Source organism: Chryseobacterium panacisoli, from assembly GCF_008274625.1.
GTDB lineage: Bacteria > Bacteroidota > Bacteroidia > Flavobacteriales > Weeksellaceae > Chryseobacterium > Chryseobacterium panacisoli.
The window spans coordinates 1-25,551 of sequence record NZ_VTRU01000008.1; the positions used below are offsets into that span (position 1 = coordinate 1).

General features: G+C 35.6%; 24 protein-coding genes. 10 read left to right on the top strand and 14 right to left on the bottom strand.

Annotation, left to right across the window (positions count from 1 at the left end):
- The first annotated feature begins 666 nt into the window (after positions 1 to 666).
- The 5 genes from FW781_RS20895 (at position 667) to FW781_RS20915 (ending at position 7,012) form a co-directional block, all read left to right on the top strand.
- A complete protein-coding gene (locus FW781_RS20895; RefSeq protein ID WP_149389199.1) occupies positions 667 to 1,833 on the top strand; it encodes a T9SS type A sorting domain-containing protein in 1,167 nt (388 codons plus the stop codon).
- A gap of 126 nt (positions 1,834 to 1,959) precedes the next feature.
- The gene (locus FW781_RS20900) at positions 1,960 to 4,611 is read left to right on the top strand and encodes a 4-alpha-glucanotransferase (protein WP_149389200.1); all 2,652 of its coding nucleotides are present in this window, start codon (positions 1,960 to 1,962) and stop codon (positions 4,609 to 4,611) included.
- Positions 4,612 to 4,750: 139 nt separating this feature from the next.
- Positions 4,751 to 5,737, top strand: coding sequence for a hypothetical protein (locus FW781_RS20905; protein ID WP_149389201.1), 987 nt, complete (start codon positions 4,751 to 4,753; stop codon positions 5,735 to 5,737).
- Between the two features lie 188 nt (positions 5,738 to 5,925).
- Positions 5,926 to 6,375 (top strand): hypothetical protein, encoded by a 450-nt coding sequence (locus tag FW781_RS20910; protein WP_149389202.1) that lies wholly within the window; start codon positions 5,926 to 5,928, stop codon positions 6,373 to 6,375.
- A gap of 127 nt (positions 6,376 to 6,502) precedes the next feature.
- Positions 6,503 to 7,012 (top strand): ferritin, encoded by a 510-nt coding sequence (locus FW781_RS20915; protein ID WP_047374012.1) that lies wholly within the window; start codon positions 6,503 to 6,505, stop codon positions 7,010 to 7,012.
- 70 nt (positions 7,013 to 7,082) lie between these two features.
- Here FW781_RS20915 and FW781_RS20920 read toward each other — a convergent pair whose 3' ends face one another.
- Complete coding sequence (locus FW781_RS20920) at positions 7,083 to 10,223, bottom strand: UvrD-helicase domain-containing protein (protein ID WP_149389203.1); 3,141 nt, start codon at positions 10,221 to 10,223, stop codon at positions 7,083 to 7,085.
- Between the two features lie 182 nt (positions 10,224 to 10,405).
- On the opposite strand from FW781_RS20920, the gene FW781_RS20925 reads away from it, so the two are divergent.
- The 4 genes from FW781_RS20925 to FW781_RS20940 all read left to right on the top strand — a co-directional run bounded on the left by FW781_RS20925 (position 10,406) and on the right by FW781_RS20940 (position 13,637).
- Positions 10,406 to 11,152, top strand: a complete 747-nt coding sequence (locus tag FW781_RS20925; protein WP_149389204.1) for a hypothetical protein — start codon at positions 10,406 to 10,408, stop codon at positions 11,150 to 11,152.
- Positions 11,153 to 11,971 (top strand): carboxypeptidase-like regulatory domain-containing protein, encoded by an 819-nt coding sequence (locus FW781_RS20930; protein WP_149389205.1) that lies wholly within the window; start codon positions 11,153 to 11,155, stop codon positions 11,969 to 11,971. It abuts the gene before it with no gap.
- Between the two features lie 15 nt (positions 11,972 to 11,986).
- Positions 11,987 to 12,790, top strand: a complete 804-nt coding sequence (locus tag FW781_RS20935) for a carboxypeptidase-like regulatory domain-containing protein (protein WP_228720249.1) — start codon at positions 11,987 to 11,989, stop codon at positions 12,788 to 12,790.
- Positions 12,791 to 12,902: 112 nt separating this feature from the next.
- Positions 12,903 to 13,637, top strand: a complete 735-nt coding sequence (locus tag FW781_RS20940) for an SIMPL domain-containing protein (RefSeq protein WP_149389206.1) — start codon at positions 12,903 to 12,905, stop codon at positions 13,635 to 13,637.
- A 109-nt stretch (positions 13,638 to 13,746) separates the two neighbouring features.
- Here FW781_RS20940 and FW781_RS20945 read toward each other — a convergent pair whose 3' ends face one another.
- From FW781_RS20945 to FW781_RS20975, 7 genes are all read right to left on the bottom strand, one after another.
- Positions 13,747 to 14,259 carry a GNAT family N-acetyltransferase gene (locus tag FW781_RS20945; protein WP_149389207.1) on the bottom strand — a complete coding sequence of 171 codons (513 nt, stop codon included), beginning with the start codon at positions 14,257 to 14,259 and terminating at the stop codon, positions 13,747 to 13,749.
- Positions 14,260 to 14,262: 3 nt separating this feature from the next.
- Positions 14,263 to 14,484 carry a PspC family transcriptional regulator gene (locus FW781_RS20950; protein WP_149389208.1) on the bottom strand — a complete coding sequence of 74 codons (222 nt, stop codon included), beginning with the start codon at positions 14,482 to 14,484 and terminating at the stop codon, positions 14,263 to 14,265.
- 96 nt (positions 14,485 to 14,580) lie between these two features.
- A complete protein-coding gene (locus FW781_RS20955) occupies positions 14,581 to 15,837 on the bottom strand; it encodes a DUF2851 family protein (protein WP_149389209.1) in 1,257 nt (418 codons plus the stop codon).
- A 193-nt stretch (positions 15,838 to 16,030) separates the two neighbouring features.
- Complete coding sequence (locus tag FW781_RS20960; protein ID WP_149389210.1) at positions 16,031 to 16,474, bottom strand: DoxX family protein; 444 nt, start codon at positions 16,472 to 16,474, stop codon at positions 16,031 to 16,033.
- Between the two features lie 52 nt (positions 16,475 to 16,526).
- Positions 16,527 to 17,108 carry a Crp/Fnr family transcriptional regulator gene (locus FW781_RS20965; protein ID WP_149389211.1) on the bottom strand — a complete coding sequence of 194 codons (582 nt, stop codon included), beginning with the start codon at positions 17,106 to 17,108 and terminating at the stop codon, positions 16,527 to 16,529.
- Between the two features lie 83 nt (positions 17,109 to 17,191).
- Positions 17,192 to 18,340, bottom strand: coding sequence for an N-acetyl-alpha-D-glucosaminyl L-malate synthase BshA (gene bshA / locus FW781_RS20970; protein WP_047382874.1), 1,149 nt, complete (start codon positions 18,338 to 18,340; stop codon positions 17,192 to 17,194).
- A 4-nt stretch (positions 18,341 to 18,344) separates the two neighbouring features.
- Entirely contained in the window at positions 18,345 to 20,063 is a 1,719-nt protein-coding gene (locus FW781_RS20975; protein ID WP_149389212.1) for a glycoside hydrolase family 3 protein, read from the bottom strand.
- A gap of 116 nt (positions 20,064 to 20,179) precedes the next feature.
- Between FW781_RS20975 and FW781_RS20980 the strand changes: the two genes are divergently transcribed.
- On the top strand, positions 20,180 to 20,728 hold the full coding sequence (locus tag FW781_RS20980) for a hypothetical protein (RefSeq protein WP_149389213.1): 549 nt from the start codon (positions 20,180 to 20,182) through the stop codon (positions 20,726 to 20,728).
- A gap of 426 nt (positions 20,729 to 21,154) precedes the next feature.
- Here the strand turns inward: FW781_RS20980 and ribA are convergent, their stop codons facing one another.
- From ribA to FW781_RS21010, 6 genes are read right to left on the bottom strand one after another with little or no spacing between them, the layout of a single operon-like run.
- A complete protein-coding gene (gene ribA / locus FW781_RS20985; protein ID WP_034695719.1) occupies positions 21,155 to 21,751 on the bottom strand; it encodes a GTP cyclohydrolase II in 597 nt (198 codons plus the stop codon).
- Between the two features lie 17 nt (positions 21,752 to 21,768).
- Complete coding sequence (locus FW781_RS20990) at positions 21,769 to 22,227, bottom strand: hypothetical protein (RefSeq protein WP_047373996.1); 459 nt, start codon at positions 22,225 to 22,227, stop codon at positions 21,769 to 21,771.
- The gene (locus tag FW781_RS20995; protein ID WP_149389214.1) at positions 22,224 to 22,838 is read right to left on the bottom strand and encodes a DUF4254 domain-containing protein; all 615 of its coding nucleotides are present in this window, start codon (positions 22,836 to 22,838) and stop codon (positions 22,224 to 22,226) included. Before FW781_RS20995 ends, FW781_RS20990 begins: the two co-directional genes overlap by 4 nt.
- A 15-nt stretch (positions 22,839 to 22,853) precedes the next feature.
- The gene (locus FW781_RS21000; RefSeq protein ID WP_047373994.1) at positions 22,854 to 23,066 is read right to left on the bottom strand and encodes a twin-arginine translocase TatA/TatE family subunit; all 213 of its coding nucleotides are present in this window, start codon (positions 23,064 to 23,066) and stop codon (positions 22,854 to 22,856) included.
- 31 nt (positions 23,067 to 23,097) lie between these two features.
- Positions 23,098 to 24,660, bottom strand: a complete 1,563-nt coding sequence (locus FW781_RS21005; RefSeq protein ID WP_149389215.1) for a murein hydrolase activator EnvC family protein — start codon at positions 24,658 to 24,660, stop codon at positions 23,098 to 23,100.
- Positions 24,657 to 25,508: a DUF4292 domain-containing protein gene (locus FW781_RS21010; protein WP_149389216.1), complete on the bottom strand. Its 852-nt coding sequence runs from the start codon at positions 25,506 to 25,508 to the stop codon at positions 24,657 to 24,659. Before FW781_RS21010 ends, FW781_RS21005 begins: the two co-directional genes overlap by 4 nt.
- Positions 25,509 to 25,551 lie beyond the last annotated feature (43 nt).

Sequence of the window (25,551 nt, forward strand, 5' to 3'; positions counted from 1 at the left end):
AGGAGTCTCAACAATACCTTTTAAATTTTATAAAGATGCATCAACTCTAAGTTTGGGCTGAAGCCATATGGAAATATTGCTTTTACATGAGAACGGGCTAAAGCCCGCTCCTATTGAATAAATATTGGTTTAACCGCAGAGGACACGGATTTTCGCAGATGATCATGGAGAGCTTTTGATGAAAAAAGGATAAAATCATTTCTATTGAATATAATGAACCTGTTTTAAGCAGAACTCAAGAAAACGCAACCCGAACCCCGAATCTCGGATCCCACCACTCATAATTCATAACGCATCATTCATAATCCGTCTTGCCCCCTAGCCCCGATAGTAATGGTTACCCCGCAGCTTGCGTAGGAGAGTTGCAGGGTTGGAGAGTTGGAGAGCTTTAGCGTGAGGAGTATGAATGATAGCGGGAAAAGGCTCCTGAAAATATAACAGATCATGAGTTACTTATTACTCATCAATTATCATTTATAATTTGAACTATTAATTATTTTTTATTTATTGCGCTGATTAACAGGATGAAGGGATGACTGATAATATCCGGATATTCATTAATTTATTATCAACTTTATTCAAATACCCGGGATTTTTGTTTTTTTAACTTGAAAATTGTGTAACTTAGTATTATCAAAATGATTTACGAATCTAAAAATATATAATATGAAAAAACATTTATTCCCTCTATTTTTATTGCTATTCGGTGTGAATGCACAAGCACAGCAGGATTTCTTTGCGATTGCTGGAAAAGAGACTCAGAGTATTACTTTCAATGATTTCCGCACCATTGATGCGGCTAATGGAACTTCCGGAGAGAAAGTTTTTACAGCCGATTCTTCAGCAAAAGTATTTTCCCAAACCAGGAGAGGCATTGTAGCTGAAGATAAAAATTCTTACAGTAATTCTCAAGCCATAACCCTGGCTGCCCTGGCTTATGATTCTTCGAATAATAATCTGGTGTATATGCCTATGTTTTCGTCTAATATCTATGTTTTAAATCCACAAACTAAGGAAATTACATTGGTAGAAAATACTGTGGCAAGAGTATCGTCATGTGATATCAATTCTCATGTTACAAGAATGGCAACAGGGTATAATGGAAGTATTTATGCCATGAATAATGCGGGAACGCAGTTTCTGGAAATCAGTAAAAAAGGTGGACAATATATAGTCAATGATCTTGGAATTGTCAAGGATGATCCGTCTAACGGTAGAAATTCATTTACAGCTATGGAAACCGGATTTGGTGGAGATATGATTGCTGATGCAGATAATAATTTCTATGTTTTCGCAGCTTCAGGAAATGTTTTCAAGGTTCTGACAAAAGATTTAAAAGCCAGATTCGTAGGTAAAATTACCGGAATTCCTGAGAATTATTCTGTCAACGGGTCCGCTGTAAATGCTCTTGGAAAAGTGGTGATTGCCAGTGCAAAAGGAGCTGCCCTATATGAGGTAGATCTCACAACTTTACAAGCTAAGCAGCTTCCGGGAGAACAGGGGCTGCATATTTATGATCTGGCGAGTAAATATTTTGTGAATGATAAAGCTTCCGGCATCAAGGCTATGACGGATAATCTGGACATTTATCCTACAAAGGTAGATGAGCACTATATCAACGTTCATGCTAATAAGAATCTGAAAGGTAATATTAAACTGAATATCTTTGATATGTCCGGCAAAAATGTAATGACTCAGGAGTTGTCTGTAAAAGATGCTTCATTGGATGAGAAAGTATATCTTAAAGGATTGGTGAGTGGGGCTTATATTGTAAATATTACGGATGAATCCGGAAAAGCGATATTTAATAAGAAGATTCTCGTAACAAGATAATTGCAAAATATAAGTAAGAATATAAAGACCTTTTCAAATCAATTTGAAAAGGTTTTTTAATGATTATTTGATATTCAATAAGTTTTATTTTTCGATATTAAAATGTACTTTTATAAAAAAATATAGATGAAACTATACTTTAATGTAGGATATATTGTAAAGGCTGGAGAAAATTTGCAGTTGGTAATTGGTGAGGAAGGAACTGCAGTACATGTCCATACTATGTTTTATGCTGAGAATGGATTGTGGAAATGTGAAGTTGACAATTTCTCAAAATCAATTTCGTATCAATACCGGGTAGTCAGTGAAAAAGGCAATGTCTTAAGAGAGGAATTTGTTTCACACCATCTTAGTTTTCCTCATAATTATAAGGAGTTTATAGTTTTTGATGAATGGAATAACAAAAACTTTCCTGAAAACTATTTAAACAATAAAATTCTTTACAATAAACTGCATGATTTTGTACCCGAAAAAATAACGGTTTTAAAAAAGCATACCCATTTATTCAGAATAGAAGCTCCTATTTATAATCCGGACTGGAGAATTGTACTCTTTGGAAGCACGGCATCCTTAGGAAACTGGAGCTATGAAAAAGTTATTCACCTGCATCAGACAGATTTCGGAATGTGGGAAGCTTCTGTAGAAATTCCGGAGGATGAATTTATCCAGTTCAAATATTGTATTTACGATACCAAAGAAAACAGAGTCATTGATGTGGAAACCGGAGAAAACAGATTTACGGTTGCTAATCTATTAGATGATGTTCTGCAGATTGTTTCCAATCATTATTTTAGATTTAAGGGATATCAGATGTACCATGATGCCGGAGTTGCTGTTCCCGTATTCTCATTGAGAAGCGAAGGCGGTTTCGGTGTAGGGGAATTTGCGGATATTAAAAAATTGGCTGATTGGACAAAAGAAACGAATCTTGGTATTATTCAGATTCTTCCGATCAATGATACAACTGCGAATTATTCCTGGACAGATTCCTATCCTTATGCAGCGGTATCCGTTTATGCGCTGCATCCACAATATATATCATTAGAAAAGCTTGAATATTCTTTACCTAAAGAATTAGTTGAGTTGTATTTAGCTGAAAAAGAGAAGTTAAACACCCTGGATCTGATCGATTATGAAAAAATGATCGAAGGTAAATGGAAATATCTTACCGCCATTTTCTATGCAGAAAAAGATAAAATTTATAAAGACAGAAACTTCAAAAAATTCATCAAGGATAATGAACATTGGCTTATTCCTTATTCTGCATTCTGCGTATTGAGGGATAAATATAAAACACCCAATTTCAACGAGTGGAAAACCCACAAAAAATATATTGCAGGAAAAATCTTACAGTTCTTTACAACGAAAAACAAAGATTATGACCTCTCTATGCTTCATGCCTGGGTACAGTATCAATTGCATGTCCAGTTGAAAGATGCCGTTGATTATGCCCATAACCTGGGAATTTCGTTGAAGGGAGATCTTCCGATTGGAATTTACAGATATTCCGTAGAAGCCTGGACAGAACCGGAATTATTCGGGATGGATTTTCAGGCAGGTGCTCCACCTGATCAGTTTACAGAACTCGGACAGAACTGGGAATTTCCGACCTACAATTGGGAAGCTATGAAAGCTGATGATTACAGATGGTGGAAAAACAGGTTCAAAGCACTGGAACAGTATTTTGATGCGATGCGAATTGATCACATTCTTGGTTTCTTCAGAATATGGAGAATGCCTGTTTCTGCCGTACAGGGGATTTTAGGGTACTTTTATCCGGCTGTTCCCATCGTTGTGGAGGAATTTAAAGCATGGCAGATTCCGTTTAATTTCGAAAGGTATTGTAAGCCTTTTATCAACAATCAGGTCTTATGGGAATATTTTGGAAAAGACAGCGGAAAAGCTCTTGAATTTATGAACCGTAATGCAGACGGAACCTATGTATTAAAAGAAGAATTCGACTCCCAGAGAAAACTGGTTAATTTCTTTAAGAAGAAATCATATGGTCCGCTTGAAGAACAATTGATTTCCCTGTGTGCCAATGTTTTGTTTTTAACAGAAGAGAGAAACGGGAAAACAGTTTATCATCCAAGGTTCAATGTGTACAATACAGAGTCTTACAAACATCTTCCCGAATTGGAGCAGAAAAGTATTTATGATCTGTATCACGATTATTTCTTCAGAAGACAGGATCATCTCTGGTCTGAAAAAGCAATGGAAAAACTTCCTGTTATCCTCAATGCTACCAAAATGCTGATCTGCGGAGAAGACCTGGGGATGGTTCCTGCATGTGTGCCGGTTGTAATGGACGAATTAGCCATTATTGCTTTGAAGGTACAGAGAATGCCTTCTGAAAATATTCCGTTCTATAATCCTAAGAATGCAAACTATATGAATGTAGTGACAGCATCTTCACACGACAGCTCAACCTTGAGACAATGGTGGAAAGAAGATCCTGCTCTTACACAAAAATACTTCAACCAGCAGCTCATACAGTATGGCAAGGCCCCAGCAGATCTGAGCCCTCATCTTGCAGAGATCATTATGAAGCAGCATTTATATAACGATGCTATGCTGGCTATTTTCCCGATTCAGGAATTCCTGGCAACAGATGCAGAACTTACCAATGAGAAAATAGATAATGAAAGAATCAACAATCCTGCAGTTTTCCCACATTACTGGCGTTACAGGATGCACATAAAGCTGGAAGACCTTAAAAAGAAAGAATCTTTTAATGAAAAGATTGCTTTTTGGATAAAAGATAGTGGTAGAATGTAAATTTAACACCTGATTATCAATTAGTTAAAAATAATTTAAAAGAAGTTTGATCTTATGATTTAACTTCTTTTTTTTATTTGTATCAAAAAGATAGAATTAAGATATTCTGCTATATATTAACCAATTAACGACTATAGAGATGAAAAAAATATTTTTAGGATTAGCTTTTGGGTTGGGCGTTTTGACGTCAGCTCAGCAGTATCCGAACAATGGTTGGGGCAATGATGGTTATTATCAGAATGGAGATGGGTATTACAGCGATGAAGATGACAGAAATTATTTCCCTGACGATTATTATTACAATTATCCTCAGGATTATTATCCAAGTGATTACTATCAAAGCTATTATAACGACTACAGAGGAAGTATCATTAATATCGACTGGAACGGATTTTTCGTACAGAACAGATTAAGTCGCTGGCAGATAGATCAGATCATGAGACTTAATAATCTGTATGCAAGTTTTACAGCTTGGAATAATTTCTACCGATATAATCCGGACAGATGGTATTATGATAGATTTTATGCTATGGAAAGGATATTAGGACCAAGAGTATTTGTTGTTTTCCAAAATAACTATTACAGAGGTTCCAGTCCGATTGTATATTTCCAGAATTACAGAAGATCATACTATGTACCGAGATATACTGTAATGCCAAGATATAGAAATGTCAATATCAATATTTACAGAGTAGACAGATCAAGATTCCGTAGAATGGATAACCCTACTTTTGATATTGTCAGAAGAGACAACAGGGGTGGTAATGGTTTCAAAAATACGAGAACCTCAGAAAATTCAGGTTTCCGTGATAATAACGGAGGTTTTAGAAACAGCAATGGAGGGAATAGAGGAAGTGCTGACAATAACGGAGGTTTCAGAACTAATAACAGCGGAGGATTCAGAGGAAATTCTGATAATGGAGGAACCCGAGGAAATGCCGATAATAACGGAGGATTCAGAAGTAATAACGGAGGCGGCTTCAGAGGAAACAGTGAAGTGAGAAGAGAAGCACCTAAAAGAGAAGATAATGGCGGATTCAGAGGAAATGGAGGAAGCTCCAGACAAAGATCTGAAAGTTCTAACCGTGGTAATGGAGGCTTTAGAGGCAGCTTAGTAAAGAATTAATTTTCATATATTATATTTAAGTGGTGTGAAGGGCAGGTTTTTTATAATCTGTCCTTTTTTTGTTTGTTTGGTGATTTATTTTTGTTAAAATTTAACATTATTTATGAATTTGTTAATTTAACTTCTGTTTTAATTAATAATCAAAAAGGTATAATAACAAAATAACAATTAATTAAATTTTAAAAAAGATGAAAAAATTAGTTTTAGCAATAGCATTTATCGGAATGGGAAGTTTTGCAATGGCACAACAGACTACAACTCCACAAGACAGACAGGCAAGAGCCGTGGAAATGAAACAGAAAATGGAGCAGAAACAGCAGGAACGCCTTGCAGAAATGAAAAAAGGCCTTAATCTGAACGAGTCTCAGGTAGCGCAGATAAAGGACCTTCAGGACAAAAGAAATGCTGAAAGAAAAGCTGAGTTTGAGAAAAATAAAGGAGATAGACAGGTTAAAATGCAGGAGATGATGGCCAAGAAAGCTCAAATGGATGCTGACATGAAAAAAATTTTAAACCCTGAACAATACGATAAATGGCAGGCTGACAGAAAAGCAAAAGCAGAAAAAGTGAAGATGGCAATGAAAGAAAGAAGAATGATGAAAAAGCCTATGAATACAGGAGCTGCTGATGTAAAATAACAGCTTGTAATTTTAGTTTTTTAATGTGTTAAGGATGGATGTTTTTCCATCCTTTTTGTATTAATTTTATTTAAAACCTTTGATTTCGGGCTTTTATTCCCTATTTTTGACTATAAATTTAATACTTATGGTTAGCGAAAAAATTGCAAAATTAATTAACGAACAAATTGCCCACGAACAATACGCCGCTCAATATTATCTTTCAATGTCTGCATGGTTTTCCGGAAAAGATCTGGATGGAATTGCCAACTATTTCAGAGTACAGAGCAAAGAAGAATTAATGCACGCAGATAAAATGTTTGATTATTTGAATGATGTAGGCGGGGAAATTATCATCGGAGAAATTCCAAAACCTCCACATGAGTTCGAAAATGCAACAGATATTTTTGAAAAAGCATTGGCACATGAGAAAATAGTTACTAAAAGTATTTTCAATATTGTAAAAAATGCCAACGATGAAGGAGATTTTGCAACAACGTCATTCCTGCAGTGGTTTATCAACGAGCAGGTAGAAGAAGAAGCCAGCGCATCTCAGTACGTAACGAAAATCAAAATGGTATGCGATAACCCATCAGCACTATACCTTTTTGACCAGGAATTATCTCAGAGAGTATTTGTTCCTGCGACAACAGCTTAAGACCGAAACTTCTCAAAATATAAAACCGCTATCCAATAGAATAGCGGTTTTTATTTTTGATCTGAAAAATTTAAAGATAAATAATCTGAGTTTTAAGAACCTTTTTCCCCAGATGTTCAAGAATATTCTTATAGCCTTCTACCTGTGCTTCGTCTTTGGTTTTCTGTTCACCAGTTTTAAAATCAACGATGATATAACCTTCCTCTCCTTTTAAAATACGGTCAGGCCTGAATATATGACTTTCCCCATTTTCAGAGATCATAATGTCTTTCTCGTTGATCACTTCCCATTTTTCATCAAAGAATTCCGCATAAGTTTTCACAATCTCCTCTAATGTAAGCTGTATTTCATTTTTTTCCTCCAGCGTAATCTGGCCTTCCAGCGCATAGCCTTCCAGCACTTTTGAAATATCTTTTTCAGTATTGATCTTTGACAAAAGCTCATGAACAAATAACCCGATCCTTACCTTCTCATTTCGCACCTGGTAATTTTTAGATGGAGTAGCAATCTTAATAGAAGTACTTTTTTCGTTGACATTCTTAAGATCCTGAATATTCTGTGTTTTAAATAATGAAGTTTTATCTTTCGAGTTTTTTTTCAGCATTTCAGGATTCACTTCATACACATCAAACTCATCAGCCTGTTCCGGATTTTTTGTTTGAAGGAATTCAAGAAGCTCAAGGTTATTTGAGGTTTTATTGGCCTTCTGAATATAGAAAAACAGCTGCTCAACAGGTCTTGTGGTGGCAACATATTGCAGACATAGCCTGTCAATCATATTCTTATAAGAATTTTTGCTGTTGAAAAACAGGATTTCCTCATCATAAACTTCCAGATTCTTATTAAACTGGTTGATGTTCACGGATTTTAAGGCTTCATTTTCATTCGTATCAAACCAGTTGGTAAATTCACTATCCCGGTTTTTGTTGATCATAGGAATAAAAACAATGGGGAACTCCAGCCCTTTAGATTTGTGGATGGTCATGATCTGGATTGCATCAATGTTGTCCGAAGCCTGAATGGTGTAAGAAGAAGCTTCCTCATCCCAGTATTTCAAAAACTCTTTCGTACTGGCACCCGCATTCTGGGTAAAGTTGAAAAGCATTTCCAGGAAGTTCAGTAAAAAGTCGGTCTCTTTGTTCTCAACTGAAAATTCGTTGATGTAATATTCTATGAAATTATACAGATTAAATCTCGGAAAATTATCCTGCTTAAGCTGCAGCGAGTATTTATCCTGAATTAACTGAAGTATTTCTTCATGCCCCTCAATGTCCAGAATTTCTTTCATTTCCAAGGTGAAATCAGGCATATGAATTTTTCCCAGTGTATTCAGATGATACATCATCATAATCAGGCAATGTTTATTCTTAGGATTAAGTTCCCATCGCAGAAATTCAATCACAGCTTTTAACGTATTGGAAAGTTCCAGCGTAAGGCCTTTATCGGAAATTGTTTTAATATTCGTTTCCTCACCGCGATATTTAACTTTTAAATTTCCCAGTTTCTGAGAATAGCTGAAAATATCAAAATTTCCACGGCAAAGGATAGTGATGTCAGAAAACTTAAAGCCATTGTCCAGACATTCCTGAATATCTTTCCGCATTCTTTCTGAAGTATCGTTGTAGAACTCTTCATTTGTAAGATTGTCGATCAGGTTTACCTTTACACGCCCGTCAATTTTTGATTTTGGACTTTGTTCAGCATCTTCCCCGAAAATATTCTGATGTTCTTCCAAAAGTCCTTCAGAATGAAAACGGTACAGCTCATTGTTAAAATGTACAATATTTCTGGCACTTCTCCAGTTGTCCTTTAATACAAGAAGCTCAGCTTCCTTTGGTGAAAATTCTTTTTTGTTGATAATATCCAGCATCAGTTTACTTTCTCCGCCACGGAATCTGTAAATACTTTGCTTGGGATCACCTACCAATGTAAACGAAGTATGTTCCGTAGAAACACTATGATCTCTCAATGGAACAAAATTTTGCCACTGCAGTTCTGACGTGTCCTGAAACTCATCAAAGAAATAATGCTGAAACTGTGCGCCTACCTTTTCGTAAATAAAAGCAGAAGGTTCATTTTTAAGATTTTCGTTGATCAGGATATTGAATTTAGAAAGAAGAACAAGATCATTTTCCTCTTCAATTTTTTGAAGTTCATCCTGAATATCTTTGTTTACCTTTAAAGGCAGAAGAGCAGATAATACTTTCTCTTTCTTTTGAGTCTCAATGTACAGAAGAATCAGTTTCATTCTGTTATCAAGAAGCTGGTCAAGAATCTCAAAAATTTCAGATTCTTTATGCTTTGATTTTGAAGAGGCTCCCTTTCTGTAATTGTTGATAACAGATTCTTCCTGTGTAGTAGGAAAAGGAAAACCGGCTCTTTTCTGCTGGTAAAAATCTATAACCTTAGTAAAGAAACCTCCGATTCCGTTTTTACCCTGTGCAAAATCTTCAATATCAATATTTCTGGATTTAAATAATTCAATAGAACCGGCTGCAAGTTCTGCAGACTGTTTTTTATTGAGAACAATTTCTTTACGAAGCGTATTTTTTATATTTTCATAATTGGCATCGTCAAAACTCTTATTGCTTTTCAGATGCTCATAGTGAATATCCTTTACAAATTCTTTTGCCGAATCATAAAGATTTTTATTAAGATTAATTCTTTCATTGTTTTCAAGACTATAATCTACATAGTCCATGAAAGAATTGGAAATCGTTTCATTTTCCCCGATCTGGTCCAGCATTTTATCAACCGCTTCTATCAAAAAAGGTTCAGCTTCAATTTCAAGATTAAAATTTTTAGCCAGTCCCAATTCATAAGAAAAGCTTCTTACCAGCCTTGAATTAAAACGGTCAATAGTTCCGATATTCAATGTGGAATAATTGTGGAGAACATAATCCAGCAGTTTCTTAGAACGGTGATGAAGTTCATCAATTGTAATTTTTAGTCCCTGTTCTTCAAATGCTTTCTGAATATTTTTCAGATCTGTATTCTCTGCATAGTCTTTATCAGAGAAATTTCCTAACCATGATAAAATTCTTTCCTTCATCTCGTTGGCTGCCTTATTGGTAAAAGTCAGAGCGAGAATATTCCTGATCGACTGCTGTTGATTAGGATAGCGGAGACAGATCATCAGAAGCCTTTGTACCAGGGCATATGTTTTACCGGATCCGGCAGAAGCATTGATGACTGTGTAAGAATTTTGCATTGTAAAAAGAGAATTGAGACTGCAAGTTAGCTAAAATTTAAAAGAAACTTTAACAATTTAATCGGGCTATTTAACAGTTTGTAAGGCAAAAATCAAAAAGAAATATTAAAACGCGTTAACTGTGGTTAAACTTATGGTATACATTAAAAATAATTTTAGCTTTGCTCTATAAAAAACAGCCAGTGAAACTCAAACTATTCTTTTTTTTATCCTTTATTTTTTTTATCCATACCCATGCCCAAAGTTATATATTCGGAAAAATTACTTCTGAAAACGGTGCTGAAATGGAAGATGTGAATGTCATCAATATCCGGACTGATGAAATAGTCGTTTCCAACAGAGACGGCCATTTTATGATTTCCGGAAGACAAGGAGATGAATTACGTTTTATAAAAGCAGGATATGAAAGACTCATGAGAAAAGTTTCTCAGGAAAATGTACAGTCTCCTATGAATATAAGCCTTGTTCGCCAAACCATTCAGATTCCTGAAGTGGAAGTAAAGCAAGGCCTTACCGGAAACCTGAAAATAGATTCAAAGCTCTACAACAAGCCTAAAAAGGTTGAAAAGCTACTCAAAGATATGGACAAATATATGGCTCAGAAATCTGACCCAAGAATATTAGCAGCAAAACCCGGAGAGTTTGTACAGCCTAAAGGGCAGGGGTTCTCTATAGGAAAAGTGAAAGACAAATGGGATGATGTAGATTTGATGCAGTATATCAGAGCAAGTCTTGGAGATGATTATTTTACCAATCTTAAGATTGAAAAGCCATTGATAGACCATTTTATTTACTATGTTTTTGCAGGCGGTTTTGAAAGGAAGAAAATACTGAAGTACGGTTTCTGCAGTGATGCAGACCTGAACAGATTTCAACGTTTTGTTCTGACAAGAATTTCATCCTATCGAGCTCCACAAACTAAAAGATAGATGGATAGGATATATACCGGGAGGGTTTTATTTCTTGTGCTTTTTTGTATCGCTTCTGGATTGTGGGCACAGCAAAAGATATCGGGAAAAGTGATTACAGGAAACGAACTGGACTTAACTCCTGTGCTCATTGTCAATATTTCACAAGGTAAAAGCATGTTAAGTGATATGTCCGGGAAATTTGAAATTGAAGCAAAAGAAAACGATGAGATCAGGTTCGTCAAAGAAGGATATTACCGCGTGGATAAGAAAATTACCAGCGAAGAAATGAATTCTCCATTGAATATCATTCTCAAAAGAATGGAAATCCAGATTTCTGAAGTGAAGATTACCTACAGACCTACAGGAAATTTAGCGAAAGATAATCAGCATCTGAATGAATCCAGAAAGCTTCAGTCGTTAAAATCAGATATGGAGGAGTATATGAAAAGTCCGCTTAATCAACCTTTGCCTAATAATACTGTTTCAAAAACTTTTACAGGACATGATTATAATGCGGGGCAGGTAAACCTGTTTGGTGTATTTAATGCTGTATCAGGTTTGGTGAAGAAGGTAACAAAACCTAAAATTACCAAAGCAAACTATAATGAAACCCAGGATTTCCTTAAAAGAATAAGAAATCAGATCAACCTGAATTTTCTGAAAAAATACGGTATGGACGAGGAGCAGATAGATGCCTTTCTCCTTTATGCAGAAAAAACACGTTCACTGGCAAAAAGGTACAGGAAGGATTTTCAGATAAGTGTGGTAGAATATGAGCTTAAAACAGCATTTGCGGAATATAGTAAAACAAATAAACTGGAAGGAACTAAAGAATAATAAAAGTTGGGACATATGACTGAAAATATTGAATCATTGAGGCAGAGAAAATTTCTTCTTTTCCTTATGCTTCTGTGCAGTACTTTTATTTTTTCTCAACAGACCGTAACGGGACGGGTAGTGGATGATAGCGGGGAGAACTTAAGTAAAGTGATCATTATTAATATGTCTTCCGATAAAAAAGTATATTCTGATTCAGAGGGTGTGTTTTCTATAGAAGCCAATCCTAATGATGAACTGAGATTTGTAAAAGAAGACTTCAACAGAACATCCAGAAGAGTTCTTGCCAATGGTGTCAATTTGCCGCTGTTTATTACTCTTTATCAGATTCCGAGAGATGTGGGAGAAGTAAAGATCGTAAAAAAACTCACGGGAGATCTGGAAACAGACTCACGGATTGTGGCAAAAGTAGATAAAGGAGAACAGGTGAGAGATGCTGTGGGACTTCCGCAGCCGGTTGGAAAAATGAGAGAAAAGCCGGCCGAAGTGAAAAGCGTTCTTTTGCCAATACTCTTAGGAAATCTGAATGTTCAGGGAGTTTATGATCTGATAAGCGGTAAAGCCAGAAGACAGAAAAGACAATATAAATATGATGACCTTCAGGAACATGTTGCCTGGGTTCGGGATAGGATAGATGATGATTATTTTGTAAAAGCCGGAATTCCGGCCGACAGAATTTCAGAATTTATTCAGTTTTCATTCTTAGCGAAGCCTCAGGTACGAACGTATGTGAAAGCAAAAAATCTTTCAGGCGTAATGTTGAGGCTTGAAGAAACGGCACCTCTTTTTATAGAGAGGCTGAAACAGAATCAAAAATAGTTGTGTGAATCTTCAGGTTTTTTAATTTTTTAAATGTTAAAAAAATCTTAAAATATTGGAATGGTAATTGATACAATTTTAAGTGTAACAACAACCCAAATTCACAAGTTTTATGAATAAAAATATTTTTGCAGTAGCTATAGCCGCGCTGGGCTTTATAATCGGGCTCGGATTTTTAGGAAATGCCATTAAAAACAGAAATAAATCTGAAAATACAATTTCCGTCACAGGGCTAGGTACAAAGCAGTTTACGTCAGACCTGATCACCTGGTCCGGAAGTTTTTCTAAAAATAATGCTGATCTGAAATCGGCTTATGATGAGCTGGCGACCGACAGAAAAGTAATCAATGATTACCTGGTTTCAAAAGGGATACAACAGAAGGAGATTGTATTTTCTTCCGTGGACATCCAAAAACAGTTCAGAAGTTATAATGATGCCAACGGAAATTATGTGCAGGGAGAATTCTCTGGTTATAACCTTACCCAAAAAGTCTCTATTGAAAGTAAAGAAGTAAGCAAAATAGAAAACCTATCCAGAAATATTACGGAAATTATCAATCGCGGAATTGAATTCACTTCTTCCTCACCTGCTTATTTTTATACTAAACTGGCAACCGTGAAGCAGGAAATGATTGCCAGTGCAACAAAAGATGCCAAAGAACGTGCTGAGAAAATTGCAGAAAACTCTGGAAGTAGCTTGGGAAACCTGAAAAAAGCAACAATGGGAGTTATCCAGATTACAGCCCCCAATTCTAATGAAGACTATTCCTATGGAGGAACTTTCAATACTTCATCCAAAGAAAAAGAAGCCAGTATCACCATAAAACTTGAGTACGAAGTGAATTAGAAGAACCATTGTCTAAATTTTACAAAACCACAGAGAATTAAATGTTTAAAACTTTTGTGATTAAAAAATAAACAATAAACGCCGGAAACAATTCCGGCGTTTTATATTTTTAGTGATAAATAATATTGTAAATTTCTTTTTTTGCTTCCTCTACATTTTCAGGAGTATAATTGGCCAGCAGCCATAAATTCAAAGACTTTTTTCCTTCTCCATAACTCGGCTGAATATGCGTATCATCAATCAGACTGAAATTATTTCTCTGATAAAAAGAGTAACGTCTTGCTGCATCTTCACTCAAATCTGAAGGTTCAATTTCTAAAATAACACCCGGATAGTTTTCTGAAATATGATTGATAATATGAGAACCCAGCTTCTTACTTCTGAATGCTTCAAATACTTCAAAATGCTCTACAAAAACAAAAGTGCTAAGTTCCCACAAGATGAGGTAGCCAATAGCTTCCGATTCATGGATGACAGACATGAATTTTACATGCGGATTTGAAAATAAGCCCTCAAACTGTTCTTTATCTCTTTGTTCGTCCGGAGGAAAAGTGGTTGTATAAGAAGTATAGATGTCTTTAATTCTATGATCTTCAGCAGAAGTAATCGGTAAAAATTCCATAATTTATAAATCAAAGACACTAGGTCTTCTGGTGATGAAAATATCTTTAATCCAAAGCGTGAATGCCAATCCCAGATAGATCAGAAAGAAAAAACCCACTGTGGCAAAAGTAGAGTAAATGAAGAAAACTCTCAGTTTAGATACAGGAATTCCCAGCTTGGCACCCGTTCTTGTCAGTACACCAAACCACTCTCTTTCCATTTTATGACGGATATTACTCAGCATTTCCAGATTGTTATTTAAAAGTTTAAATCCAATACTGCAAGTTAAGGAATTTTTTTGATAAGGTTTTGTATAATACCCTCTATCTGCTACAGAGAATTATTCTTTTAAAAGTTTGAATCCAATGCCGCACGCTAAGCAATTTTTTGCTTCACAATAGTTTTTATGATGATAGATCAGGCTCTGGCTTTCCAAAGCATTGGTAATCTTCAGTCCAAGTTTTTCCCAGCCTGTAACGATGGTGTTTTTTTCGGGAGAGACGGTTCTGTACAGTTCAATAATTTCATCTGCAATCTCTTCACGATGGTATTTGTGATAAGTATATTTTAAAGGAAGAACAGTATTTAAAATAAGAAGATTAATGAAATCTTTGCTCAGTGTTTTAGGCTGTACTTTTGAAATATTTCCGAAATTAAAATGAAAATCCCAGTATTCAGAAGCTTTTATAGTTCTAAATAAATTATACAGCTGATCCCCATTCCTGGCTTCCATAATCTTAGAGAATAGATTCTGATGTTTGTATAGGTCGGCCAACTGAGACAATCTTATTGTAGGGAAATTGGGAGGTCTTAACCTTAAAAACTTAGGATGAAACTTTAGATCCGAAATCGAAAACTTGGCTTTAATGAAATCAAATTCTCTTTTCCATATTTTCATCTGTCCGTCTTTTGGATCCTCGAGCCATCCCGATATTCCGAAAAATAAAGCTTCCAGCTGAAGAGAATTCTGGCGGATTTTATTAATAATGCTGTAATCCACACTTTCAGCAATCTGCCGGAAAATATGGGCGTTTACTTTTAATCCGAATGAATAAGCAAAACTGTGAAATAGAACGGCTTCAAAATTATTTTTATAGTGAATTAAATTCTGTTCAAGTTCCAGAGATTTCTCATCTAGCTTTTTAAGGATATTCTCTTCGTGGAAGTGAACAGGTACTTTTTTTGGATCAAAGATTTTTTCACAGGGAATAAATTCATTTCCATTAATGAGCTTTTCATATTTCAAGATGATATTTTCATCGATATGATTTTTCAGTTCCAACGTTGGAACATGCTTTCCTGTAAGTTCTTGAATTTCTATGTCATGCTGAAGTACAACATGCAGAATGATGTTCTGATAATTGGGATCCTGAGAATGATTGTGGAAAATCCAGTCTGAGGAACGAACATGCAGCTCTATATTTCCTGCGAGAAGCAAACCGTTGATTTTGATTTTGGCATCCAGAAAATCGGGGCCGGCATTTTTATTCCATTTTCCGAAATGGATGATCTCAACGGAATTCCCTTCAATATCCTTGAAGTCAAAATTTTTAAAAACCTTATAGTTCCAAAGATATTGAAGTAGTTTTTCCGTCATAAGTGTGACGATAAATATAATGTAAATATTATGCTTTCGTCAGCTCCTTATTAAAGTTTTCTATAGCCGTTCTATACATTTATTGATTTATAGAAAAAAATATTTTCTAAGCGGGATTTATGGAGAATGCTGTTAAGTTTTTTTATTTTGCTGTGTATTTCTGTCCATATTCAATAGAAACATTGTTCAGCCGTTATTTTTTAGAAATCAATTGATTTGCAGAATACTTTCCACTTCCGTTTAATCCTAAAGCAATACATAATCCAATCACCAATAGATGATATTCGTAGCCTTCGCCTTTCTGGGTTCCGAACCAGTTCATAAAGAAACCATTTTCTAAATGAGCTATGAAGATAATATTAAGGAACAAGACGCCAAAAGCTACGGACCATAATCTTGAAGCCAAGCCCATAATTAAAGAGACAGATCCCCAAAATTCTGTTAGAATTACCATTACTGAAATAATCCAAGGCAGATGCATATATTCTGTCAGGTGTTCAACTTCTTTACTGAATCCGGGTCCGCCAAACCAGCCAAACATTTTTTGAGCTCCATGCGGAAACATTATTAATCCAAGTGTGAGTCTAATCACAAATCCTGTCCAATCGTCGTTGGTGTTAAAAATTTTATTTTTCATTTCATAAAATTGAGGATAACAGCCAACAAAAAAATTAAAGTAGTTGAAGAAATTACTTTTGGATCAGTTTTTTTCTGAGCATACTTAGAAATACAGGTGTGATACCAAGATATGAAGCTATATGTTTTTGTGGAATTCTCTGTAGAAATGTGGAGTGCTTCCCAATAAATTCCAGATATCGTTGTTCAGCTGTTTGTGACAGATTTTGATTAATTCTTTGTTGCTGTGATACATATGCATTCTGTATGAGCAGCCTGAAATAGCGTTCCAGTTTTGGAACTTCAAGATATAGTTTATCTAAATCTATTTTTGTGATCTGGAGGATTTCAGTATTTTCTAATGCAATAATATTATAAAAAGAAGGTGTTTCTGTTAAAAAACTTAATAAATCCCCGGTCCACCAATCTTCTATGGCAAACGTTAGGGTATGCTCAAATCCATTTTCATCAATTGAATAAGTTCTCAGGCACCCGCTGATGATAAAACTTTCTGTTCTGCAGGTTTCACCGCTCCTCAATAAGAATTCTTTCTTTTTCAGGTTTTTAGGTGTGAATAAAGAATCAATTAATTCAATTTCTTCAATATTGAGTTTTATATATTTTGAGAAATGTTCAATTAATTTATTTGACTCCACGACATCAATAGTTTAGGTATCATTAAAAAATTGCCACAAATATTTCTTAAATATTGTGGCTATTGATAATATAACGACTCTCTTTATACTTTTGAAAATTCCTTATTAAAGTTTTCTATAGTCGTTCTATACATTTTCTCATAGATCGGAAGAATGTTTTTCAAATCGAATTTTATAGCCTGATCTTTTGCGTTTTGTTTCATTTTGGTCAAAAGTTCGTCATTGCTTAACAGCTTGATGGTGTAGTTGCTCATGGCCTCCACATTTCCGATTTCAGCAAGATATCCAGTCTCACCCTGAATATTCACTTCAGGAATTCCTCCTGCATTGGAACTGATCACCGGAGTATAAGCTGCCATGGCTTCCAAAGCTGCCAAACCGAAACTTTCCTGCTCGGAAGGAAGAAGAAATACATCAGAAAGCTGTAAGATTTTATAGAGATCATTCACCTTTCCTAAAAGACGGATTTTGGAAATAAGATCCGGATTTTCTTCTAAAAACTGATTGACTTTTTCCATATCAGGACCTTCACCAATGATGATCAGTTTGGATTTTACCTTTTTCTCCACATTCTTAAAGATCTGAAGTACTTCGTCCACACGTTTTACAGGACGAAGGTTGGATACATGGATCAGGATCTTTTCATCAGGATTGGCAAATTGTGTTCTCTGGCACTCAGAGCAGTCATCAAATTCAGAATTGTCAATAAAATTGGTAATCACCTGAATTTCTTTTTTGATGTTAAAGAACTGAAGGGTATCTTTTTTCAGACTTTCAGAAACTGAAGTAATAGCATCTGACTGGTTGATGGAAAATTCTACAGCATGTTTATAACTCGGGTGCTGGCCTACAAGGGTAATATCTGTACCGTGCAGAGTCGTCACCAGTGGAATATCATTATTGTCTTCCTGAAGCATTTGCTTTGCTGTAAAAGCTGCATACGCATACGGAATGGCATAATGTGCATGAAGAAGATCCAGTTTATAAAGATTGACAACCCTGTAGATCATCGAGCTTAAGGCAATATCATAAGGCTGATACTGGAAAAGCGGATAGGTCTGAACATTTACCCTGTGGAAGAAAATATTCGGGTTGGTGATGTCTAATCTTGCTGGAAGTGCAGAACTGATGAAATGTACTTCATATCCTTTATTGGCAAGAGACATTCCTAATTCTGTTGCTACAATTCCGCTTCCTCCATATGTTGGATAGCAAAGTATGCCTATTTTCATTAGATTATTGTTGTTTTGATGTTGTATTATTTGCTGAGGTAACCGCATTAAGATCAATCCCCATTCCTGGTTTCAGCTGATCATTCACCAGTACAGGAAGTTTTCCCCATATTTTTGTTTTTCCGTTCAGAGCATCTGCTGCGGCATTCATAGAGTCATCATTGTTTTCATAAGAAACCAGAACTGTTGAAACTTTTGAAATATCAATATCCTTTAATGCGTAAGCACTTCCGAATACATTCAGTATTACATTTTGATTTTTCGTAAGATCAGAAAGCACCTGCTTAGATTCTGCTGAAATTTTATAAGGCTTATAAGCGGTAGAATTATCTTTATGGAAACCTACGATTACCGTTGATCCGGCTGGAATCGTATTAATTTCTCCCGCTTTTTTAATGATTATATTATTACCCAATCTGTTGGCAAAAGTCTGATAAGGAGCTTCTTCCAAAGGGACATAGTACATCTGCTTTCCTGTAAGAGGAAGTAATTTCTTTTCGTCTTTTAATAAAGTCAATGCATTAGAATAAAGATTCTGTACCAAAGTAATATGAGAATTATTATTCAGGTCAGTATTAATATTTTCCGGATTTTTTGGAGTGTATTGAGTCAGTCCAAGGAAATATTTTGTCAATAAGATTTTTTTCACACTTTCCTCTACTCTGGACTGAGGAATTTCTCCTTTATCAATAGCTTTCTGAATCAGTTTTTTACCTTCAGAAACGCCTTGAGAGAAAAGCATAATGTCATTTCCAGCTTTAAATGCCATAGCATCCAGTTCACCTGGTTTGTACTTATTTGCTACAGCGCCCATGTTTAAGGCATCGGTAATGATTAAACCTTTATAACCTAGTTTATCTTTCAATAATCCTGTAATGATATTTTTAGAAACAGAAGCAGGGATGCCTTTTCCTGATTCTAAGCTTGGAACATATAAATGGGCAACCATTACTCCGCCGATTCCTTTATTCATCAATGCTTTGAACGGTGCCAGTTCTATTGTATTAAGCCTTTCCATTGAGTGGGAAACTACAGGAAGGTCAAGGTGTGAGTCTGTGCTGGTATCTCCGTGTCCAGGGAAATGTTTAATCGCTGCTAAGATATTGTTGTCCTGAAGACCATTAGAATAGGATAGGGCAGAGCTGATTACATTATCTACTTCAGAACCAAAACTTCTGTTGCCAATGATTGGATTATTAGGATTGGTATTCACATCTACTACAGGTGCGAAATCCCAGTTGATTCCCATTCTATGACAGTCTTCAGCAATCTTTGCGGCCATCTGATACACGAGATTTTTATCCTGGATAGCGCCCAATGTCATTGCCCATGGAAATTTGTGAGCCGCCGCGATTCTCTGATAAAGACCCCATTCAGCATCCATACCAATCATTAAAGGAACTTTAGATTTTTGCTGAAATTCATTGACCAGATTGATTTCTCTTGCAGCATCATCCTGCATCAGAATCAGACCGCCTATTTTATCATTGGCAACAATATTTCTTACCTGGCTGATATAGTCTTCACCTTTATTGGTATAAAGTGCCACAATAAAAAGCTGTCCTAGTTTTTCATCCTGAGAAAGATTTTTATAGGTTTTGTCAACCCATTGGTGAGCCTTTTTCAAATCTTCCTTAGAAGCATTTTTAGGCTGATATTGGGCGTTCACCTTAGGACTTATCAATGCGACAATAAAGAGTGAAGTATATAATAATTTCTTCATGACTTTTTGAATAAGAACAAAAATACAATTAAAAAAATGAGGAAAACAAAGTTTTTGAGATTTTTGGTATATGATTTGAATACGCAATATAAATAATAACTAAACTTTAATAAGAAATGAAAAAAATACTTCTCTTTTTATTCCTGGGTGCTGTAAGTTTTACTGCTTATAGCTGTGATAATGATGATGACACTGTAGTACAGGGAACAGATTATGATACTATAAACCAGTCATTTGATATAAGTCCTAGTTTTACTAGGGTTGATGATAATCTTTACAGATGGACTGATGATTTTAACAGCCCATTAGTACAGTCTGATATGGTCCTTATTTATATGCAGGTTGGAACTGACGGAGGTTCTCCTATCTGGAAACTTCTTCCCTATACTCGTTATGTAGGTAATGCGAATAATGATGCTGTAGATTATATTTATGAATTCAGTAAATTTGCTGCTACTATTAATATTAATTCTAGTGCTGGATTTAGTTTAACAGCTAATCCGTCTTACTATCAGAATAAAAATTTCAGAGTTCTTATTCTTCCAGCTAACGGAACAGGTACTGGTGGCGCAAAAGCAGCTAAAGGTAGTGCAGTAGATTACAACGATTACAAGAGTGTAATTAAATATTACAATATTGACGAGTCTAAAATCAAGACTAAATAATTTAGAATATCTTTTCAGTTTTTTATAATTAAAAAAGCTCCGGGAGAAATCTCGGGGCTTTTGATTTATTACTGGTTTTATAAATGATTTTATAGGGTGCTGTAATTTGAGCAGTATCTTATAATAAGTATGGTAATTATATACAATTTTACATTAATCCTGCTATCTTATTATTATGACTCTTTCATTCTGAATGTAACGCAGTGAAATGAAGAATCCAGGCTTTACATGAGATTCTTCCTTCGTCAGAATGACAATGGTGTAAAATTATATGTATTCGCCATAAGTATAAGTAGTGTCAGGTATTGTTAAATTAAAGACGTATTTGAGCGTTTTACATGTGAAATTTGCAGTCTGAACCTAAATGACAGTATTCGCAGGTAGTAAAATAAAAAAGCTTCAGAAATTCTGAAGCTTTTGTTTTATTTAGTTATCATTGTCATCAAGAAGATGTCCAAAGAAATCTTTTTTGGTTTGCAGATATCCTTTGCTTATTTCGTTTGCAGGAATCTGTAGCGGTACTCTTGAATTAAGGTGAATATTGCTGTCTACAACATATTTTACCTTTTCAGGGTTATTCGTCAGAAGGTTGATGTCTTTTACATCCAGCAGATTAAGGATTTCAATGGCTACGCCAAAGTTTCTGTCGTCTGCAGGAAGTCCCAGTTCAAGATTGGCCTGTACGGTGTCCAACCCTTTTTCCTGTAGGGAATATGCCTTCAGCTTATTGATGATCCCGATGTTTCTTCCTTCCTGACGAAGGTAGATGATAATTCCACCGTTTTCATGGATATATTTCATTGCAGCATCTAATTGCTGGCCGCATTCACATTTTTTTGAATGGAAAACTTCTCCGGTAATACATTCTGAATGGAAACGAACATTGACAGGCTTTGAAAAATCTGTATTTTCAGCAACGATGGCCATATGAGGCATCCAGTCATTTTCGTTTTCGGAGAAAGCTATCATTCGGAAAGTACCGTGCTCTGTAGGAACATTGGCTTCCGCCTGAATTTTAATCATTGATAGTTCAATTAGTTTTAACTTCCTGGCAAAGCATCTTCAATAACAGAGATATTGGTTTTTAAACGAACCAGATATCTGTTGAGAACTTCATCGTCATCTCTGTCAAGATTCTGTCTTAGCTTTTGAATTTTTTTGTATGATTTTTCAAAGCTTTTAAGGGCTCTGCTCTTACCGGCAGAATTACTGGCATCAATAGCATATAAATAATTCTGAAGACTGTATTTCAAACTGGTAACCTCATCGTTCAACCCATTGTTTTTAAACTTGGGAAAAGTGGAGATCATATTTGAAATTTCAGAAGCATTTACATTTTCTTTAATATTGATATTAAAATTCTTCTTTGAGCCTCTGTCGGAATCAGAACCTTTGGTATCACTATAAAAATTATTTGACAACGGGGAAAGGTTTAGCTTTTCCGTTGCGCAGGAAGATGTTAATATGATAAGTACTCCAAGAAAAATTAGTCGTTTCATTTCTGTTGCCCTTTTTGATAAAGGATTGGGTTAAGACTTTCATCGTTATACATTTTCATTTGTTTGTATACTTTCATCTTAACGTTACCGTTCTCAATATCAGCAAGCAACTGATTAATAGAAGTTGACAGATCCTCTTTCTGAGTAAGCAGAACATCCAGTTTAGCCTGGCAGTTGTTTCTGTGTTCTTCAGAAGCAGATTCTCTATTCGCTTCTAACGACATATGATAAACCTTTAATGCAAGAATTGATAATCTGTCTACTGCCCAAGCGGGAGTTTCTGTATTTATTTTTGCTTCAGATTTAGGAGTTATATTTTCAAACTTAGTAAGGAACCAGCTGTCAATATATTCTACCAGATCAGTTCTTTTCTGATTGGAAGCGTCTATTGTTCTCTTGAGTTGAAGAGCTTCAGCCGGATCAATATTTTCATCTCTAATTATATCTTCCAGATGCCATTGAACGGTATCAATCCAGTTCTTTGCATACAAAATCCGTTCCAAAGTATCTTTTTCGAACGGGTTATTAATTAGAGTGTTAACGTCATCAGACACGTGATAGTCTTCAATAGCTTGATTGAAGACTTTCCATGCAGTCTCAGTAAATTTCATTAATTCTAAGGAATTTTAGTTGCTTGGAGAATTATTATCGTTCGAAGTTGGTTTTTTTTCAGAACCAGGTTTGTCTTCTTCTTTTACCGCATCTTTAAATTCCTTGATTCCTGAACCTACTCCTCTCATTAATTCCGGAATTTTCTTTCCTCCAAAAAGTAATACTAAAAGTATTGCTACGATAAGGATATGTTGCCAAGATAAGGCAAGTATTGTTAGTGTATTCATCTCGTAAAATTTTTGCAAAGTTACACTTTTTTTAATATGAAATCCAACCTAATGGATCAACTGGTGTACTTCCGTTCCATACTTGGAAATCAAGGGTATAAGCGCCATCAAAATCCTGAGCTATAGTACCTATTGCAGTTCCTGATGAAACCTGCTGTCCTTTGGAAACATTTGCATTGGATAAGTTGGAATAGATAGTAAAATATCCTCCGTGTTTGATAATTACGGTCTTGGTACCATCACTGCTTGCGACCACCGAAGATACAGTTCCCGGGAATACAGATTTAGCACGCGTACCTGAAGGCACGGAAATTTTAATACCGGTATTGTCTTCAGAGATATTTTTGAAAACCGGGTGCTGCTGTCTTCCGAAACGGTGGGTGATTTGTCCGGCTCTGTCTGCAGGATAACCAAGTCTTCCTCTGTTGTCTGCAAAGCTGTTTCCGGTAGCCGTGGAAACTCCGTAGCTAGTCATAGCTTTTGATTCAGCTGCTTTTTTATCTTCTTCTTTTCTCTTGGCAAGGGCTGCTTCTGCGGCTCTTGCGGCTGTCAATTTATCTGCAGCGTCTTTAGCTCTTGCATTGGCTTCGTCTGAGGCTTTTTTAGCCGCTATTCTTCTGGATTCATCTCTTGCATTGGCTTCAGCTTTAGCAGCATCTTCACTACGTTTTCTTTCTTCTTCAGCTCTTTTTGCTGCCAGATCTGCGGCTCTTTTAGCTTCAGCTTCAGCAAGTCTTCTTTCTCTTTCAAGGGCTTCTGCTCTTGCTTTAGCTTCCGCTTCAATTCTTGCTTTTTCTCTTTCAGCAGCTAGTTTAGCCAAACGTATTTTTTCTGCCTCTGCTTTTCTTCTTGCTTCTTCCTCTGCTTTAGCTATTCTGATTTCCTCTGCAATAATGGCTCTGATCTGTCCTTCCAATGCTTTAGACTGAACTTGTTTTTGCTTAAGCTCAGCTGTCAGTTTGGATTCGTTTTTCTTGAAATCAGTGACCAATTGCTCTTTTTGGGCTCTTTCAGCATTGATTGTTGCCAAATCCTTCTGTTGGTTTACCAGAAGATTCGCTTTCTCTTTTACAGAGTTTTGTCTTTGTGCAATTGTTTTCTTGATCAGGTTGGCTGCATTGGTAATTTCAGCTGCTTTTTTATCCTGGTAATCTGAGTATTGTTTCAGGTATTGTACTCTACGTATACCTTCTCCTAAATTCTTGGCAGAAAGTATAAAAGTTACTTTATTCTGTACGCCTTTATTTTTATAAGCATTCACCAAAACCTCAGCATAGTTTTTTCTCAGTACCGCCAGTTCTTTGTTCTGACGGTTGATTTCAAGCTGACGTAAATAGATATCATCCTCAATGAATCTTTTTTCTTTCTGGGTATTATTATAAACCTTTTCTCTTAAAACCAATTTTTGGTTCACACTAGAAAGATAGGCTATAGAAAGCTTAGATTCACTTCTGGTTTTGGCTAAATCGGAATTTATTTGTGCAATTTGTTTTTTAAGTTCGGCATTCTGCTTCTGCAGCTGTTCTTTGTTCTGTTGTCCCTGGTGCAGTCCAAACATCAAAACACCTATTAAAAAGCTAAATTTTCTAATCATTTAATCTCAATTTTCTTATAACTGGATGGTACAGAATAAGGTGTTTCCATCCTCGAAAAGTCAAATTTCGTATTTTCCATTAAGATTTGACTAGATTTTGAACCTTTTATAATTATTTTAACATTTTTTGGAAGGCGGATTCCTTCATATTCATTCCAGTCACTATAAGAAACATCAAGTTCGTCTGAAGACAGAATATCTTTTAAATTGACAGACAATAAATCGTAATTCGTATCGTATTGAAGTGCAATTTTATATTCCCTGTTTTTTTCATCAGTCGTAATTTTCTGATTGATATTAGAAACCATTTTGAAGCCTTGTGCATTTTGTGTCAGGTCAAATTGCCTGTCATTTATTTTGACAAAAGTTCTTCCCAAAAGGATTTTCTCCAAAGATTTATAATCAATGAAATTAACATTCAGTAAGTTATTAAGATAATCAAAGTCGGAATCAATATAGGTTTTGTTAATCTTATCCTGACCTTTTATTCCTTCAGGAGTAGCAATACCTCTAGCCGCATTGATGAATAATGCTCTGAGATTCATCCACACCTTTTTATCATTTTCAATATAAACAGTGGCATCCAGGGTAGGGACATAACTTCCTGTTTCTACCCGAACTTTGCTGTCGATCTTGATCTGCTCAAATTTGGGTGGAATCAATACATGTTCGAAAAAAGTGAGTTTGTCTCTCACCGGTTGGTTGGCATCTTTTGGAGCTCCATTGTCTTTATCCGCTGTTGTAGTAATACTGTCCCGTGTCTGATCTGTATCATTTTGAACCTTGGTACGGGTCTTACAGGATGATAAGACAAGAAGCAATAAAAGAAGGGGAATCCAGTTTTTCATGTATTTATCTTTAATTAAAAATACGGTGCAATATTAACGCCAA

What these genes read in the sequence shown, in the direction of transcription:
- FW781_RS20895 (WP_149389199.1), top strand. Translation starts at nt 667, where the DNA reads ATGAAAAAACATTTATTCCCTCTATTTTTATTGCTATTCGGTGTGAAT.
- FW781_RS20940 (WP_149389206.1), top strand. Translation starts at nt 12,903, where the DNA reads ATGAATAAAAATATTTTTGCAGTAGCTATAGCCGCGCTGGGCTTTATA.
- FW781_RS20930 (WP_149389205.1), top strand. Translation starts at nt 11,153, where the DNA reads ATGGATAGGATATATACCGGGAGGGTTTTATTTCTTGTGCTTTTTTGT.
- FW781_RS20910 (WP_149389202.1), top strand. Translation starts at nt 5,926, where the DNA reads ATGAAAAAATTAGTTTTAGCAATAGCATTTATCGGAATGGGAAGTTTT.
- FW781_RS20990 (WP_047373996.1), bottom strand. Translation starts at nt 22,227, where the DNA reads ATGAAACGACTAATTTTTCTTGGAGTACTTATCATATTAACATCTTCC.
- FW781_RS20905 (WP_149389201.1), top strand. Translation starts at nt 4,751, where the DNA reads ATGAAAAAAATATTTTTAGGATTAGCTTTTGGGTTGGGCGTTTTGACG.
- FW781_RS20900 (WP_149389200.1), top strand. Translation starts at nt 1,960, where the DNA reads ATGAAACTATACTTTAATGTAGGATATATTGTAAAGGCTGGAGAAAAT.
- FW781_RS21005 (WP_149389215.1), bottom strand. Translation starts at nt 24,660, where the DNA reads ATGATTAGAAAATTTAGCTTTTTAATAGGTGTTTTGATGTTTGGACTG.
- FW781_RS20995 (WP_149389214.1), bottom strand. Translation starts at nt 22,838, where the DNA reads ATGAAATTTACTGAGACTGCATGGAAAGTCTTCAATCAAGCTATTGAA.
- FW781_RS20945 (WP_149389207.1), bottom strand. Translation starts at nt 14,259, where the DNA reads ATGGAATTTTTACCGATTACTTCTGCTGAAGATCATAGAATTAAAGAC.
- FW781_RS21010 (WP_149389216.1), bottom strand. Translation starts at nt 25,508, where the DNA reads ATGAAAAACTGGATTCCCCTTCTTTTATTGCTTCTTGTCTTATCATCC.
- FW781_RS20950 (WP_149389208.1), bottom strand. Translation starts at nt 14,484, where the DNA reads ATGCTGAGTAATATCCGTCATAAAATGGAAAGAGAGTGGTTTGGTGTA.
- FW781_RS20920 (WP_149389203.1), bottom strand. Translation starts at nt 10,223, where the DNA reads ATGCAAAATTCTTACACAGTCATCAATGCTTCTGCCGGATCCGGTAAA.
- FW781_RS20980 (WP_149389213.1), top strand. Translation starts at nt 20,180, where the DNA reads ATGAAAAAAATACTTCTCTTTTTATTCCTGGGTGCTGTAAGTTTTACT.
- ribA (WP_034695719.1), bottom strand. Translation starts at nt 21,751, where the DNA reads ATGATTAAAATTCAGGCGGAAGCCAATGTTCCTACAGAGCACGGTACT.
- FW781_RS21000 (WP_047373994.1), bottom strand. Translation starts at nt 23,066, where the DNA reads ATGAATACACTAACAATACTTGCCTTATCTTGGCAACATATCCTTATC.
- bshA (WP_047382874.1), bottom strand. Translation starts at nt 18,340, where the DNA reads ATGAAAATAGGCATACTTTGCTATCCAACATATGGAGGAAGCGGAATT.
- FW781_RS20960 (WP_149389210.1), bottom strand. Translation starts at nt 16,474, where the DNA reads ATGAAAAATAAAATTTTTAACACCAACGACGATTGGACAGGATTTGTG.
- FW781_RS20935 (WP_228720249.1), top strand. Translation starts at nt 11,987, where the DNA reads ATGACTGAAAATATTGAATCATTGAGGCAGAGAAAATTTCTTCTTTTC.
- FW781_RS20915 (WP_047374012.1), top strand. Translation starts at nt 6,503, where the DNA reads ATGGTTAGCGAAAAAATTGCAAAATTAATTAACGAACAAATTGCCCAC.
- FW781_RS20955 (WP_149389209.1), bottom strand. Translation starts at nt 15,837, where the DNA reads ATGACGGAAAAACTACTTCAATATCTTTGGAACTATAAGGTTTTTAAA.
- FW781_RS20975 (WP_149389212.1), bottom strand. Translation starts at nt 20,063, where the DNA reads ATGAAGAAATTATTATATACTTCACTCTTTATTGTCGCATTGATAAGT.